We start from the raw sequence: 16091 nt of genomic DNA, 5'->3' as shown, positions 1-16091 counted from the left end.
TCGTCTCGGTGGGTGGTCATCTCGACCATACCTTCGCACCCCGAACGGACGTCGGCGAGCAGAGGTGCCGAGCGGAGGTGCCGAGCGGAGGCAAGGGTGATCGGGTCGCTCGACGCGCTGCACCTGGCCGGCGCGGACCCGTTCCGGACCGAGCTCACCGACTTCGTCACCTACGACCGGGAGCCGGCGCACGCCGCCGACGAGCTCGGCTTCCCGGTTTCGGCCCCGACCGCCTGAGGGCGTCCGGTGCCGGGCGTGAGGCCCGGCACCGGACCGGGCTCAGCGGGCCGGGCGGAGCCAGAGGGTGGCGAGCGGGGGGAGGATCAGTTCGGCGGAGCGGGGCTGGCCGTCCCACTCCACCGGGTCGGCCTTGACCGGGTGGGAGTTGCCGATGCCGCCGCCGCCGTACTCCTCGGCGTCGGTGTTCAGCACTTCCTCCCACAGCTGGTCGCGGCCGGCGAGGCGGGGCAGGCCGACCCGGCGGGCGTGCCGGACGACCGGGGAGAAGTTGCAGACCGCGACGAGCGGGGTGCCGTCGGCCGCGTAGCGGACGTAGGAGAGCAGGTTGTCGTCGGCGGCGCCGCCGTCGAGCCAGCGGAAGCCGTCCGGGGTGGTGTCCAGCTCCCACAGGGCCGGGGTGTCGAGGTAGTGCCGGTTGAGGTCGCGGACCAGGCGGCGCACCCCGAGGTGGTCCCGGTGGGCCGGCCACTGTTCGTCGAGCACCCACCACTGCGGGCCCTGCTCGTGGTCCCATTCCGCGCCTTGGGCGAACTCCTGCCCCATGTACAGCAGTTGCTTGCCCGGGTGGGACCACATGAAGCCCAGGTAGGCGCGGTGGTTGGCGCGCTGCTGCCACCAGTCGCCGGGCATCTTGGAGACCAGGGACTGCTTGCCGTGGACGACCTCGTCGTGCGAGATCGGCAGGATGTAGTTCTCCGAGTAGGCGTACACCATCGAGAAGGTGATCTCGTTGTGGTGGTACTTGCGGTGCACCGGCTCCTTGGACATGTAGACCAGCGAGTCGTGCATCCAGCCCATGTTCCACTTCAGCCCGAAGCCGAGGCCGCCGGCGTCGGTGGGGCGGGTGACCCCGTCCCAGGCGGTGGACTCCTCGGCGATGGTGATCACGCCGGGGCAGCGCCGGTAGACGGTGGCGTTCATCTCCTGCAGGAAGGAGGCCGCGTCCAGGTTCTCCCGGCCGCCGTACAGGTTGGGCGTCCAGGCGCCGCCCTCGCGGGAGTAGTCGAGGTAGAGCATCGAGGCGACGGCGTCCACCCGCAGGCCGTCGATGTGGAACTCCTCGCACCAGTAGACCGCGTTGGCGACCAGGAAGTTGCGCACCTCCTTGCGGCCGTAGTCGAACTCCAGCGTCCCCCAGTCGGGGTGCTCGGCGCGCAGCGGGTCGGCGGGCTCGTACAGCGGCTCGCCGTCGAAGCGGGCGAGCGCGAAGTCGTCCTTGGGGAAGTGCGCGGGCACCCAGTCGACGATCACGCCGATGCCGTGCCGGTGCAGGGCATCCACCAGGTACCGGAAGTCGTCCGGCCCGCCGAGCCGGGCGGTGGGGGCGTAGTAGCCGGACACCTGGTACCCCCAGGAGCCGCCGAAGGGGTGCTCCATCACCGGCATCAACTCCACGTGGGTGAAGTTCAACTCCTGGAGGTAGCGGGGGAGTTCCTCGGCGATGGCGCGGTAGTCGGTGAGGTCCGGGCGCCAGGAGGCCAGGTGCAGCTCGTACACCGACATCGGCGCCCGGTGGTGCGTGGTGCGGGCCCGGCGGGCCATCCACTCGTCGTCCTGCCACACGTAGGCGGAGGAGGTGACCACCGAGGCGGTGCCGGGCGGGCACTGGGCGGCCCGGGCCAGCGGGTCGGCCTTGTCGAGCACCCAGCCCTGCCGGGTGTGGACCTCGTACTTGTACGTGGTGCCCTCGGCCAGGCCCGGGACGAACAGCTCCCAGATCCCGGACGAGCCGAGCGAGCGCATCGGGTGCCCGGTGCCGTCCCAGTGGTTGAACTCGCCGATCAGCCGCACCCCGACGGCGTTCGGCGCCCAGACCGCGAACGCGGTGCCGGCCACGCCGTCGACGGTCCGCACGTGCGAGCCGAGCGCCCGCCACAGCTGCTCGTGCCGGCCCTCGGAGATCAGGTGCAGGTCCAGGTCGCCGAGCGTGGGCGGGGTGCGGTAGCCGTCCTGCTGACGCAGCGGCTCGCCGTCCGGGTAGGTCACCAGCAGGGAGTAGTCGGGCAGTTCGCGGCCGGCCACCAGGCCGGTGAACAAGCCGCCCTGCTGGTGGGTGAGTTCGGCCGGGCCCTGGGGGGTCTCGACGACCACCCGCTCGGCGAACGGGCGCAGCACCCGGATCGCCGTGCCGCCGTGCACCGGGTGCGCGCCGAGCAGCGCGTGCGGGTCGTGGTGGTGCCCGCTCACCAGCCGGTCCACCTCGGACGGCGGCAGCGGCGCCTCGGGCAGGCGCAGGACGGTGGCCCGCCCGCTGGAGACGGGGGCGTCTGCCGGAACGTCCGAAGGAGCGGGGGCCTCGCGTTCCCGAGGTGCGGAGGCGCCGACCAGGAAGGTGGCCGGAACTGTGCGGTTGGGGCGGCCGGTCGGGTCGAGCGGCGTCACGGCGTGGTCCTCCTGCGGCGGGGGGGGGGGTGGGCGAACTCGTGGCGGGCGGGCGGGACGGGGAACGCGGGGTCAGACGGACAGGGCGAGCCGGTTGATCGCGGCCAGCGGGATCGGCAGCCAGCTCGGCCGGTGCCGGGCCTCGTACACCACCTCGTACACCGCCTTGTCGATCTCCAGCGCCCGCATCAGCTCCGGCGAGGCGGCCGGGTCGGCGCCGCCCCCGGCGGTGTAGCCGGCGCAGAAGGCGGTGCGGTTGCGCTGGGCCCAGGCGGCGGCGAGATGGGCCAGTTCCGGGTCGACCGGGCCGCCGGCCAGCAGGTGGGCGGCCGCGTAGTCGAAGGAGCGGAGCATCGCGGCGACGTCGCGCAGGGCGGGCTGCGGTTCGCGGCGCTCGTTGACCGACTTGGCCGGCTCGCCCTCGAAGTCCAGCAGCACCCAGCCGTGGGGAGTCCGCATCGCCTGCCCGAGGTGCAGGTCGCCGTGGATGCGCTGCACCGGCAGGCCGTCCGGGTGGGCGTCGGCGAGCTGTTGGAAGGCGGCGCGCAGCGCGGACCGGAAGCGCAGCAGTCCGGGGACGGCGGCGACGGCGCTGTCCAGCCGGTCGGCCATCGTGGTGGCCAGCCGACCGGTCTGGGCGCGGTCGAGCCGGGCGACCGGCATCGAGCGGGCCAGTACCCGGTGCACCTCGGCGGTGGCCCGGCCGAGCCGGTGCGCCTCGATGGCGAAGTTGCCGGGGGAGCGGTCGCCCTTGAGCCGGCCGACCTGGTCGAGGGCGAGTTCCCAGCCGTCCTCGGCGTCCGGCAGGTAGCGCTGGAGCAGGCCGAGGGTGGCGGGTTCGGCGCGTTCCATCCGGCTCTCGAACCAGGCGGCGACCCGGGGGATGCGGGTGGAGCCGGCCCGGGAGAGGGCGAGCGAGAGTTCGAGGTCGGGGTTGGTGCCGGGGTGGATGCGGCGGAACAGCTTGAGGATGTACGAGGTGCCGAAGATGACCGAGCTGTTGGACTGCTCGGCGGTGGAGGCGCGGCCGGGGAGGTTGGCGGGCAGACCGGAGCCGGGGGTGCGGCGGAAGGACAGCGAGCCGAAGCGGTCACCGGTGGCGAGGTGCTCCAGCAGGCGCCCGGTGAGTTCGCCGTCGTGTACCGCGTCGTAGAGGGTCGCGCCGTCGTACGGGCCCTGGCTGAGCCGGCCGAGCACCGCGCCGGGCCCGATGTCCCCGAGCCCCTGGGAGCGGATGCCGAGCAGCAGCTGGTAGATGTCGCCGTGCGGGGCGCCGGCCGTGGTGGCGTGCTCGACCCGTAGCAGCAGGTGCAGCAGGGCCGGGTCGCCGACCTGCAGCGGGGTGCCGACCACCGGCGTGAGGCCGGTGATGGGCCGTCCCTTCCCGGCGTACCAGCGCTGGGTGGGCAGCCACGCGGCGATCAGCGGCAGTGCTGCCTGGACGAGCTCGCTGACCCCCAGGGTGGTTCTCCGGGCCCCGGAGCCCCGCGCGCCGGTCGGCGCGGTGGAGCCGGCCGGGGCGTCGTGCTGCACATGGGCTTGAGAGCGGGAGGTTTCGGACATGACTCCCTTTCCCCGGAAGCACGCGGACTGCCCGACGGGTCGTGGCCGGGTCCGTCAGTCTTCCGGATTTCGGCGGCGCGGCGGTCGCGGCACGCGAGTTTGGCTCGGGTGTCACGCCTTCGTGTGGGTGGCCGTTGGGCTGTTCTCCGTACGCGGTGGTGCAGAGAACTCCGGGGGCGCTGGGGTTCAACTGGCGCCCCCGGAGGGTCTGGTGGTGCTGACGTGGTGCGTGCGGCGGGGTGCGGCGGATCGTTACTTCGACCGCCTGGTCCCGCTCAGGCGCGGGGGCTGCCGGAGCTGGAACCAGTAGAAGCCGTGCCCGGCCAGGGTGAGCAGGTAGGGCCACTCACCGATCGACGGGAAGCGCACCCCGCCGATCAGTTCGACCGGGTACCGCCCGCCGTACTGCCGCAGGTCCAGCTCGGTCGGCTGCGCGAACCGCGAGAAGTTGTTCACGCACATGACCAGGTCCCCCTCGTACTCGCGCACGAAGGCCAGCACGGCGGGGTTGCTGGACGGCAGTTCGGCGTAGCTGCCGAGGCCGAACGCCGGATTGAGCTTGCGGATCTCGATCATGCGACGCGTCCAGTGCAGCAGCGAACTCGAACTGCTCTGCTGCGCCTCGACGTTGGTCACCTGGTAGCCGTACACCGGGTCCATGATGGGCGGCAGACTGAGCCTGCCCGGGTCGGCGGAGGAGAAACCCGCGTTGCGGTCCGGGGTCCACTGCATCGGCGTGCGCACGCCGTCCCGGTCGCCGAGCCAGATGTTGTCGCCCATGCCGATCTCGTCCCCGTAGTAGAGGACCGGCGAGCCGGGCAGGGAGAACAGCAGGGCGGTGAACAGCTCGATCTGGTTGCGGTCGTTCTCCAGCAGCGGGGCGAGCCGGCGGCGGATGCCCACGTTGGCGCGCATCCGGGGGTCCTTGGCGTACTCCGCGTACATGTAGTCGCGCTCCTCGTCGGTGACCATCTCCAGGGTCAGCTCGTCGTGGTTGCGCAGGAAGATGCCCCACTGGCAGCCGTTGGGGATCTGCGGGGTCTTGGAGAGGATCTCGGACACCGGGTAGCGGGACTCGCGGCGCACCGCCATGAAGATCCGCGGCATCACGGGGAAGTGGAACGCCATGTGGCACTCGTCGCCGCCCGAGGTGAAGTCGCCGAAGTAGTCGACGACGTCCTCCGGCCACTGGTTGGCCTCGGCGAGCAGCACGGTGTCGGGGTAGTCGGCGTCGATCTCCTTGCGGACCCGCTTGAGGAACTCGTGGGTCTCCGACAGGTTCTCGCAGTTGGTGCCCTCGCGGGCGAAGAGGTACGGCACCGCGTCCAGCCGGAAGCCGTCGATGCCGAGGTCGAGCCAGAACCGCAGCCCGGCGATCATCTCGTCCTGGACCCGGGGGTTGTCGTAGTTGAGGTCCGGCTGGTGCGAGAAGAAGCGGTGCCAGTAGTACTGCTTGCGGACCGGGTCGTAGGTCCAGTTGGAGGTCTCGGTGTCGACGAAGATGATCCGGGCGTCCGGGTACTGCTTGTCGTCGTCGGCCCACATGTAGAAGTCGCCGTACGGCCCGTCCGGGTCCGTCCGGGAGGCCTGGAACCACGGGTGCTGGTCGCTGGTGTGGTTCATGACGAAGTCGATGATGATGCGCATGCCGCGGGCGTGCGCGGCGTCGACGAACTCCATGAAGTCGGCGAGGTCGCCGAACTCCGGCAGCACCGAGGTGTAGTCGGACACGTCGTACCCGCCGTCGCGCAGCGGCGAGGCGAAGAACGGGGGGAGCCAGAGGCAGTCGATCCCGAGCCACTGGAGGTAGTCGAGCTTGGCCGTGAGCCCCTTGAGGTCCCCGACCCCGTCGCCGTTGCTGTCCTGGAAGGACCGCACCAGCACCTCGTAGAAGACCGCACGCTTGAACCACTCGGGGTCGAGCTTCTTCTTCGAGGTCTCGGGGAAGGTGTCGGGGACGGGCTCGTTCACTGTCACGCTGGGTTCCTCCGAACCGTGAGGAGGTGAGCCGGCTCGGCTGAGGGATCGAGCCGGACGTAGTTGCGCCGGCCCCAGGTGTAGACGGCGCCGGTGAGCTCGTCGTGCACCGCGTACGGGCCGTCGCCGTCGAGCGTGACGGTGGCCTCCTGCACGTGGTGCGGGTCGAGGTTCACCACGGTGATGACCTGGTCGGTGAGGCCCTCGGGGGTGGTCGCGGTCTTGGAGTAGGCGAGCACCTGGTCGTTGTCGGTGGGGTGGAAGCGCAGGTCGCGCAGCTGCTGCAGGGCGGGGTGGCGCCGGCGCAGCCGGTTCAGCACGGTCAGCAGCGGGGCGAGGGTGTCGGTGCGGGTCCAGTCGCGCGGGCGCAGCTCGTACTTCTCCGAGTGCAGGTACTCCTCGGAGCCCGGGTGGGCCGGCTCGTTCTCGTACAGCTCGTAGCCGGCGTAGACGCCGTAGCTGGGGGAGAGGGTGGCGGCGAGCACGGCGCGGATCGCGAAGGCGGCGCGGCCGCCGTGCTGCAGGTAGGCGTGCAGGATGTCCGGGGTGTTGGCGAAGAAGTTGGGGCGCATGTAGGCGGCCGCGTCACCGGTGAGCTCGGTGAGGTACTCGGTGAGTTCCTGCTTGGTGGTGCGCCAGGTGAAGTACGTGTACGACTGGTGGAAACCGATCTTCGCCAGGGTGTGCATCATCGCCGGGCGGGTGAAGGCCTCCGCCAGGAACACGACATCCGGGTCGGTGCGGGCGATGTCGGCGAGCACCTTCTCCCAGAACAGCACCGGTTTGGTGTGCGGGTTGTCGACCCGGAAGATCCGCACGCCGTGGGACATCCAGAATCGGAGGAGCCTGAGGGTTTCCTTGACGATTCCATCCATGTCCTGATCGAAGTTGATCGGATAGATGTCCTGGTACTTCTTCGGCGGGTTCTCGGCGTAGGCGATGGTGCCGTCCGCGCGGTGGCTGAACCATTCCGGATGCTTGTTCACCCAGGGGTGGTCGGGGGAGCACTGGAGGGCGAAGTCGAGCGCCACCTCCAGGTGCAGCGCCTGGGCCTCGGCGACGAAGTGGTCGAAGTCCTCGATGGTGCCGAGGTCGGGGTGGACCGCGTCGTGGCCGCCCTCGGGTGAGCCGATCGCCCAGGGCGAGCCGACGTCGTGCGGACCGGTCGTCAGGGTGTTGTCCGGGCCCTTGCGGAAGGCTCGGCCGATCGGGTGGACCGGCGGCAGGTAGACCACGTCGAAGCCCATCGCGGCGATGGCGGGCAGCCGTTCGGCGGCGGTGCGCAGGGTGCCCGGGCGCGGCGCCTCGACGCCGCTCGGGTCCACCGCGGCGCCCTCCGAGCGGGGGAAGAACTCGTACCAGGAGCCGAACAGCGCGCGCTCCCGGTCCACCTGCAGCGGCAGCGGGCGGGAGGCGCTCAGCAGTTCGCGCAGCGGGTGACGGGTCAGCAGCTCCAGCACCTCGGGGGCCAGGGCGGCGGCCAGCCGGGACAGCGGCGGCATGGTCGAGTCGCGCAGCGCGTCGGCGGCGGCCAGGACGTCGGCGCGGCCCTCCTTCTTCGGCACGCCGGCCGCGGCCTGCTCGAACAGCCGGGCGCCCTCCTCCAGGACCAGCGCGGTGTCGATCCCGGCGGGCAGCTTCACCGAGGCGGTCCTGCGCCAGGTGGCGATCGGGTCGCTCCACGCCTCCACCAGGTACGACCAGCGGCCGGGCGCGGTCGGCGTGACGTACGCGCCCCAGCGGTCGGTGCCCTCGGCGAGCTCGCGCATCGGCGTCCAGGGGCCGCTGCGGCCGCGCGGGTCGCGCAGCACCACGTTGGCGTTGACGGCGTCGTGGCCCTCGCGGAAGACGGTCGCGGTGACCAGGAAGGTCTCGCCGGCGACCGCCTTGGCCGGGCGGCGGCCGGAGTCGACGAGGGGACTGACGTCCAGGACGGGGATGCGGCCGATCACGGTGTCGCTCTCTGTCTTGCGGGCGGAGGGCTTGGCAGCGGACTTGGCAGCGGGTTTGGCGGCACCCTTCGCGGCGGTCGCCTTCGGGGCGGTCGCTTTCGCAGCGGTCGCCTTCGGAGCGGCCGCCTTCTTCGCGGCGGTCGTCCGACGCGGTGCGGGGTCGGCCCCGTCGCCGGCCTTCGGGGTGGCGGCCGACGCGGTGGCGGTGGTGCGGCGCGTGGTGGTGCGCCTGCGGGGTGCCGCGGTCCGGTCCTCCTCGGCCCCGGGTTGTGGGGCCGCTGCGGAGGGCTGTACCGCTGAGGGCTGTGCTGCTGAGGGCTGCTCTGCGGGGGGTTGGGATTCGGAGGATCCGGTACGGACCGCCCCGGCCGCCCTGGGTGCGGGCATCGCCGGATCTGTCCGAGTGTCAGAATCCATCCGTCCGGCGGATTCCGCGACCGCTGTGTCGAGGGTTTCGGCCACAGGTGTGGACTGGTCCCGCGTGTCGCCGTGCATGCCAAGCTCCTGCCCGAGATCGGCGGCAGCTCCCGCGGGCCGGGGTCGGGCCAGGGGAGTACCGGGAGGACTGCTGGGTGGGGAGGACGTGCGACCGGAGCCTGCCCGCGCCGCTGTCCCCGGCAACCTGCCCGGCGCCCGCCGAGTCGGTGGCGGGACGCCCCGGAGCCCGTGCGCGTCCCGGCGCGCGCCTCCGGGGGCACGCCCCCGGGCGGCCCGGTCCACCCGTGAACGAGCAGGCCGGGCACAAGGACACGCGTCGACGAGCGGTGATCGCCGAATGGGCTAAAGAGGACGGGAACAGCCAACGCGAAAAAGGATTCGGACGTGCTGCTTCGAGGGGGACGCCACCCGTCGCCGTACTCCCCACAGCATCAACGACCTTCGGTCATCCTCGCATCGGCGACAAGGTTTTTGCACCGGTACGACAGGAGTTTCGGACCTTCTCCCGAGCGGATGCGCCATCGGAAATGGATTCGTACCGCAGAGTTCACGTATTGGTAGCGCGGCCCCCGGAAAAGTGCGCCTCGCGCGCCCCCCGTGCAGACCAATGCGCCGAATGCGATCTCATCAATAGGCCGAACGGATGCCCAATAGCCCACTTGACGCACTGTCGGGCCGACCGCCGCGGCTACGCTTCACGCCGTGAAGGCAATCCGCAGATTCACCGTCCGCACCGTCCTGCCCGAACAACTCCAGCCGTTGCACGAGCTGGCCCTCAACCTGCGCTGGTCCTGGCACCCCGAGACCAGGGACCTCTTCCGGTCCGTGGACCCGGAGGTCTGGGCCGCGACCGGCGAGGACCCGGTGCGCCTGCTCGGGGAGGTCCCGGCCGCCCGGCTCGCCGCGCTCGCCGCCGACCGGCGGTTCCTGCGCAGACTCGGCGACCTCGCCGACGACCTGCGCGACTACCTGACCGGCCCGCGCTGGTACCAGGCCCGGCAGCAGGAGACCGGGGCCGCCCCACTGCCCGCCGCGATCGCCTACTTCTCGCCCGAGTACGGGATCGCCGCCGCGCTGCCCCAGTACTCCGGCGGGCTCGGCATCCTGGCCGGCGACCACCTCAAGGCCGCCAGCGACCTCGGCGTCCCGATCATCGGCGTCGGGCTGTTCTACCGGCACGGCTACTTCCGGCAGTCCCTCGGCCGGGACGGCTGGCAGCAGGAGCGCTACCCGCTGCTGGACCCGGACGAGCTCGCCGTCAGCCCGCTCCGGGAACCCGACGGCACCCCCAGCCGGGTCGACCTCGTCCTGCCCGGCGGCCGCACCCTGGCCGCCCGGATCTGGAAGGCCCAGGTCGGGCGGGTGCCACTGCTGCTGCTCGACTCCGACATCGAGGCCAACTCGCCCGCCGAGCGCGACGTCACCGACCGGCTGTACGGCGGCGGCAGCGAGCACCGGCTGCTCCAGGAGATGCTGCTCGGCATCGGCGGCGTACGGGCGGTGCGCGCCTACTGCCGGCTCACCGGGCACCCCGCCCCCGAGGTCTTCCACACCAACGAGGGCCACGCCGGCTTCCTCGGCGTCGAACGGATCCGCGAGCTGGTCGCCGAGGATGCGGCCGGGCTCGACTTCGCCGCCGCCCTGGAGTCCGTCCGGGCCGGCACCCTCTTCACCACCCACACGCCCGTCCCGGCCGGCATCGACCGCTTCGACCGCGAGCTGGTCGCCCGCCACTTCGGCGGCGACACCGCGCTGCCCGGCGTCCCGGTCGACCAGGTGCTCGCGCTCGGCGCCGAGACCTGGCGCGGCGGGGACCCGAAACTGTTCAACATGGCCGCCATGGGCCTGCGGCTCGCCCAGCGCGCCAACGGGGTCTCCACCCTGCACGGCGAGGTCAGCCGCTCGATGTTCAACGGCCTCTGGCCCGGTTTCGACCCCTCCGAGGTGCCGATCACCTCGGTCACCAACGGCGTGCACGCCGCCACCTGGATCGATCCGGCGGTGGTCCGGCTCGGCGCCGCCGAGATCGGCGCCGAGCGCGCCGAGGAGGCGATGACCACCGGCGAGGCCACCCGCTGGACCGGCCTGGAGGCGATCGGCAACACCGAGATCTGGGACCTGCGCCGCACCCTGCGCGCCCAGCTGGTGGACGAGGCCCGCCGTCGGCTGCGCGCCTCCTGGCACCAGCGCGGGGCCGGCGAGGCCGAGCTCGGCTGGGTCTCCTCGGTGCTCGACCCCGACGTGCTCACCATCGGCTTCGCCCGCCGGGTGCCCTCGTACAAGCGGCTCACCCTGATGCTGCGCGACCCGGAGCGGCTGCGCTCCATGCTGCTGCACCCCACCCGGCCGGTGCAGATCGTGGTGGCCGGCAAGGCTCACCCGGCCGACGACGGCGGCAAGCGGCTGATCCAGCAGATGGTCGCCTTCGCCGACGACCCGGCCGTCCGGCACCGGATCGTCTTCCTGCCGGACTACGACATGGCGATGGCCCGGCACCTCTACCCGGGCTGTGACGTCTGGCTCAACAACCCGCTGCGCCCGCTGGAGGCCTGCGGCACCTCCGGGATGAAGGCCGCGCTCAACGGCTGCCTCAACCTGTCCGTCCTGGACGGCTGGTGGGACGAGTGGTACGACGGCCGCAACGGCTGGGCGATCCCCACCGCCGACGAGAGCGGCGGGGTGCTCGACCCGGACAGCGGCGAGGCCGAGCGGCGCGACGACATCGAGGCGGCCGCCCTCTACGACCTGATCGAGGACCAGGTCGCCGCCCGGTTCTACGACCGGGACGCGGACGGGCTGCCGCACCGCTGGATCGCCATGGTCCGGCACACCCTGGTCACCCTCGGGCCCAAGGTGCTCGCCGGGCGGATGGTCCGCGAGTACGTCGAACGGCTGTACGCCCCGGCGGCGCTGGCCCAGCGGGAGCTGGCGGCGGGCGAGCGCGCGGCGGCGAGCGGGCGAATGACAGCGCGGGAGCTGGCGGGGTGGAAGGCGAAGGTCCGGGAGGCCTGGTCGGCCGTCCGGGTCGAGCACGTCGAGGCGGACTGCCCGGCCGAGGCCCAGGAGCTGGGCAGCTCGCTGGCGCTGCGGGTGCAGGTCGCGCTCGGCACGCTGGATCCGGATGACGTCGAGGTCCAGGTGGTCTCCGGCCGGGTGGACGAGTCGGACGGCATCTCGGACGCCTGCCTGCTCGCCCTCAAACCGGTCGGCGGGCCCGACCTCGACGGCCGCACCCGCTACGAGGGCGCGCTGGAGCTGTGCCGGACCGGCCCGTTCGGCTACACGGTCCGCGTGCTGCCCGCGCACCCGCGGCTGGCCTCCCCGGCCGAGCTCGGGCTGGTCGCCCTGCCGGCCGAGTCGGCCGGGATGGACGCGGGGCTGCTGCGCTGACGGCGCGCCGGATGACTGCCGCCCGTCCGCCACGGACGGCAGTTATCCGGTTGCCCCGCGTGTCGGGCAGGGGGAGCGTGATGCTCATGATGCGAACCGTCCGCGCGGCCGACCTCGCGGCGCTCTCCGTCGTCCTCGTGGCGTGGCCGGCCCAGGCCGCCACCGGCCCGCTCGCGGCGCCCCGGCGACCGCGCGGCTGTCCGTCGAACTCTGCCCGCCGCAGGGCCCGGTGGTCCCGGGGGAGACCGGGATCCTGGAGGTGCGGGTCACCAACCGGGGCCCGGCGGCCACCAGCGACACGTTCCACCAGGGGCGGCCCGGCCGGGTGCGTAACGGCGCACCCGGACGGGCACATTCAGGGGTCGGGGACCGGGTCCCCTCGGACCGGCCGGGTCCCCTCAGACCAGGCTGTCCCGCCAGGCCCGGTGGAGGGCGGCGAAGCGACCGGCGCCGTCGATCAGCTCCTGCGGGGAGCCGTCCTCCACGATCCGGCCCTGGTCCATCACCAGGACGCGGTCGGCGATCTCCACGGTGGAGAGGCGGTGCGCGATGATCACCGCCGTCCGGCCGGCCAGCACCGTGCGCATCGCCCGCTGGACGGCCTGCTCGCCCGGAACGTCCAGGGAACTGGTCGCCTCGTCCAGGATCAGCACCGCCGGGTCGGCCAGCAGGGCGCGGGCGAAGGCCACCAGCTGGCGCTGGCCGGCCGAGATCCGGCCGCCGCGCTTGCGCACGTCGGTGTCGAAGCCGTCCGGCAGCTCGGCGATGAACCCGTACGCGCCGATGTCACGCGCGGCCTGTTCGACCTCCTCGCGGGTGGCGCCGGGGCGGCCGATCGCGATGTTCTCGGCGACGGTGCCGGAGAACAGGAAGGACTCCTGGGTCACCATCACCACCCCGCGCCGCAGCTCGGGGGTGGCCAGCTCGCGCAGGTCCACGCCGTCCAGCCGGATCCGGCCGTCGCTCGGGTCGTAGAAGCGGGCCAGCAGTTTGGCGAGCGTCGACTTGCCCGCGCCCGTCGCGCCGACCACCGCGACCGTCTGCCCGGCCGGGATCAGCAGGTCGAAGGGCGCCAGCACCTCCCTACCGGTGGGGTAGGCGAAGCGGGTCCGCTCGAAGGACACCTCCCGGCCCTTGACCGTGATCCGCCCGCTCGCGGCCTGCGGCAGCTCCTTCGGCTCGGCCGGTTCGGCGACGGTCGGCTCGTGGGCAAGCAGGCCGGCGATCTTCTCCAGCGCGGCGGCGGCCGACTGGTAGCTGTTCAGGAACATCGCCAGCTGGTCGATCGGGTCGTAGAGCCGGCGCAGGTAGAGCACGAAGGCGGTGAGCGCGCCCACCTCCAGCGTGTCGTCCACGACCAGGTAGGCGCCGAACAGCACCACGCCGGTGACCCACAGGTTGGCGGTGGCCCGGGAGAGGCCGACGTAGCGGGCGATCTCCAGCAGGCCGTCCGCGGTCGCGGTGGCGGACTGCCGGTTGACCAGCGCGAACGCGGCGTCGTTGGCCTTCTCACGGCGGAAGGCCTGCACCGGGCGGATGCCGTTCATCGTCTCGGTGAAGCGGACGATCAGCGAGGCGGCCGAGGTGCGGGAGCGGCGGTAGACCCGGCGCGAGCGGCTGCGGAAGGAGCGGGCGATCAGCGCCAGCGGCACGGCCGACACCAGCGAGACCAGGCCGAGCCGCCAGTCCAGCACCAGCAGCAGCACCGAGATGTAGCAGACCGACAGGAAGACCGTCAGCAGCTCCTGCAGACCCTCGGAGAGCAGCTCGCGCAGCGCGTCGATGTCGCTGGTCGCCCGGGAGATGATCCGGCCCGAGGTGTAGCGCTCGTGGAAGTCCAGGCTCAGCCGCTGGGCGTGCCGGAAGATCCGGCCGCGCAGCTCCAGCAGGATGTCCTGGTTGACCCGGGCGCTGATCTTGATGAACGCCCACTGCAGCACCGGGCTGAGCAGCGCGCAGAACAGGTACGCGGCGATGACCGCGACGAGCGGGCCGGAGTCGTGCTCGCGCAGCGCCGGGATGGCGCGGTCCATGGCCACCGCGACCAGCAGCGGGCCGGACTGCAGGGCGGCCTGCTGGACCAGGATCACCACCATCGCGACGGTGATCCGGGCCCGGTGCGGGCCGAGCAGCGAGCGCAGCAGCGCCCGGGGCGCGCCGGGCGGGACGGGGATGTCCTCCTCGTCGGCCGGGGGCGGGGGCAGTTCCTCCTCGGCGGACCGGGCGGCCGTCGCGGGCTCGCCCTTCGCGGGGTCGGCCTTCGTGGGATCGGCGGTCGTGGTCACGGGGCTGCACTTCCTTCGGGCACGAGGGCGGCCTCGCCCGACATCAGTTCGCGGTAGTGCGCGCAGTCGCGCAGCAGCTCCTGGTGGGTGCCGACGGCCTCGATCCGGCCGTCCGCCAGCACCGCGACCCGGTCCGCGAGCAGCACGGTGCTGGGGCGGTGGGCGACCACCAGGGCGGTGGTGGTGCCGAGGACCTCGCGCAGTGCCCGCTCGACCAGGGCCTCGGTGTGCACGTCCAGGGCGGAGAGCGGGTCGTCCAGCACCAGGAAGGCCGGGTCGCCGACCACCGCGCGGGCCAGCGCGAGGCGCTGGCGCTGTCCGCCGGACAGGCTCAGGCCCTGCTCGCCGACCTCGGTGTCCGCGCCCTCGGGGAGCTTGTCCACGAAACCGGCCTGGGCGGTGGCGAGCGCGGAGCGCAGCTGCTCCCCGCTCGCGCCCGGGGCGCCCATCAGGACGTTCTCCCGGACGGTGGCGGAGAACAGGGTGGGCTCCTCGAAGGCGACCGCGACGAGTTCGCGCAGCCGCTCCCGGGGCAGGTCGCGCAGGTCCCGGCCGTCCAGCGTGATGGTGCCGGCGGTGGCCTCGTACAGCCGGGGGAGCAGCGCGGTGAGCGTGGTCTTGCCGCTGCCGGTGGCGCCGACCAGGGCCATCGTCTCGCCGCTGCGGATGTGCAGGTCGATGCCGGTCAGCAGGTCGGGGCTGCCGGCCGGGGCGTCGGGGTAGCGGAAGCGGACGCCGGTGAAGCGGATGCCGTCCCGGGCGCCGAGCCCGGTGGCGGTGCCCGGGTCCGGGGTGTCCGGCTCGTCCAGCACCTCGAAGAAGCGGTCGGTGGCGGTGGCGGCCTCGTTGGCGTAGGCGAGCAGCCAGCCGAGCGACTCCACCGGCCAGCGCAGTGCGAGCGCGGTGGAGAGGAAGGCGACCAGGGCGCCCGCGCTCAGCTCGTCGTGCGCGACCAGGTAGGCGCCGGCGGCGAGGGCGCAGCCGAGGGCGATCTCGGGCAGGCCGACGATGACGGACCAGAGGTTGGCGAGTAGGTGGGCCTTGTGCAGCTCGGTGCGGCGCAGCTCCTGGGACTGGGCGCGGAAGCGCTCGGCCATCGAGCGGTGACGGCCGAAGGCCTTGAGGATCCGGATGCCGAGGACGGACTCCTCGACCACGGTGGCGAGGTCGCCGTTCTGGTCCTGGGCGAGGCGGGAGGCGCCGGAGTAGCCGGACTCGAAGCGCCGGGTGAGCAGGAACAGCGGGACGACGGGCACCAGGGCGATCAGCGCGAGCCGCCAGTCCTGGGTGAACATCACCACCGCGCCGGCCAGGAACATCACCGAGTTGACGATCAGGAAGACCAACGGGAAGGCCAGGAACAGCCGCATGGTGTACATGTCCGCGGTGGCCCGGGAGAGCAGCTGGCCGGAGCCCCAGCGGTCGTGGAAGGAGACCGGCAGCCGCTGGAGCTTGGCGAAGAGGTCGCCGCGCATGGCCGTCTCCAGCCCGGCCAGCGGGCGGGCCAGCACCACCCGGCGGGTGTAGAAGAGTCCGGCCTCGAAGAGCCCCAGGAGGAGCAGCAGGCCGACCAGCGGCCGGAGGGCGGCCAGGTCGTGCGTGGCGAGCGGGCCGTCCACGATCCGGCCGAGGAGCACCGGGACGGCGAGCGTGCTCAGCATGCCGAGCGTGGCGGCCGTCACCGAGACGGCCAGCCGGCCGCGGACGGCGCGCGCGTACGGCCACAGGCGCAGCAGCGAGCGGACCGTGGAGCGGGGGCGCGCGGTCACGGTCCCGTCGGCGGGCGGGTTGTCGGTGTCATGTCGGTTCTCGGCCATCGCGGTGAGGGTAGGCGGAGAGGCCGTCACTTCTCATCCGGTTTTTC

At 72.6% G+C, this 16091-nt stretch carries 8 protein-coding genes; 2 read left to right on the top strand and 6 right to left on the bottom strand.

What is annotated here, in order from left to right:
- Nucleotides 1-96: 96 nt before the first annotated feature.
- The gene (locus ACIBEC_RS05410) at nucleotides 97-237 is read left to right on the top strand and encodes a hypothetical protein (protein WP_360498700.1); all 141 of its coding nucleotides are present in this window, start codon (nucleotides 97-99) and stop codon (nucleotides 235-237) included.
- A 42-nt stretch (nucleotides 238-279) separates the two neighbouring features.
- On the opposite strand, the gene glgB is transcribed toward ACIBEC_RS05410, so the two are convergent.
- The 4 genes from glgB to ACIBEC_RS05390 form a co-directional block, all read right to left on the bottom strand.
- Nucleotides 280-2622 (bottom strand): 1,4-alpha-glucan branching protein GlgB, encoded by a 2343-nt coding sequence (gene glgB, locus ACIBEC_RS05405; protein ID WP_396287742.1) that lies wholly within the window; start codon nucleotides 2620-2622, stop codon nucleotides 280-282.
- A 72-nt stretch (nucleotides 2623-2694) separates the two neighbouring features.
- Nucleotides 2695-4185 (bottom strand): phosphotransferase, encoded by a 1491-nt coding sequence (locus ACIBEC_RS05400; RefSeq protein WP_360498702.1) that lies wholly within the window; start codon nucleotides 4183-4185, stop codon nucleotides 2695-2697.
- Nucleotides 4186-4437: 252 nt separating this feature from the next.
- Nucleotides 4438-6162, bottom strand: coding sequence for a maltose alpha-D-glucosyltransferase (gene treS, locus ACIBEC_RS05395; RefSeq protein ID WP_360498703.1), 1725 nt, complete (start codon nucleotides 6160-6162; stop codon nucleotides 4438-4440).
- Nucleotides 6159-8114: an alpha-1,4-glucan--maltose-1-phosphate maltosyltransferase gene (locus ACIBEC_RS05390; RefSeq protein WP_360498819.1), complete on the bottom strand. Its 1956-nt coding sequence runs from the start codon at nucleotides 8112-8114 to the stop codon at nucleotides 6159-6161. The genes treS and ACIBEC_RS05390 overlap by 4 nt, the downstream gene beginning before the upstream one ends.
- Before the next feature lie 1140 nt (nucleotides 8115-9254).
- On the opposite strand from ACIBEC_RS05390, the gene glgP reads away from it, so the two are divergent.
- Nucleotides 9255-11942, top strand: coding sequence for an alpha-glucan family phosphorylase (glgP, locus tag ACIBEC_RS05385; RefSeq protein WP_360498705.1), 2688 nt, complete (start codon nucleotides 9255-9257; stop codon nucleotides 11940-11942).
- Nucleotides 11943-12340: 398 nt separating this feature from the next.
- Here the strand turns inward: glgP and ACIBEC_RS05380 are convergent, their stop codons facing one another.
- The gene (locus tag ACIBEC_RS05380) at nucleotides 12341-14146 is read right to left on the bottom strand and encodes an ABC transporter ATP-binding protein (protein ID WP_360498821.1); all 1806 of its coding nucleotides are present in this window, start codon (nucleotides 14144-14146) and stop codon (nucleotides 12341-12343) included.
- Nucleotides 14147-14223: 77 nt separating this feature from the next.
- A complete protein-coding gene (locus ACIBEC_RS05375; RefSeq protein ID WP_360498707.1) occupies nucleotides 14224-16044 on the bottom strand; it encodes an ABC transporter ATP-binding protein in 1821 nt (606 codons plus the stop codon).
- Nucleotides 16045-16091 lie beyond the last annotated feature (47 nt).

The organism is Kitasatospora sp. NPDC051164, from assembly GCF_044455625.1.
Lineage (GTDB): Bacteria > Actinomycetota > Actinomycetes > Streptomycetales > Streptomycetaceae > Kitasatospora.
Note: the sequence above shows the minus strand (reverse complement) of the source record. Positions and strands in the feature narration are given on the sequence as shown.

Coding starts and splice junctions, on each gene's coding strand:
- ACIBEC_RS05375 (WP_360498707.1), bottom strand. CDS start 16,044: ATGGCCGAGAACCGACATGACACCGACAACCCGCCCGCCGACGGGACC.
- ACIBEC_RS05400 (WP_360498702.1), bottom strand. CDS start 4,185: ATGTCCGAAACCTCCCGCTCTCAAGCCCATGTGCAGCACGACGCCCCG.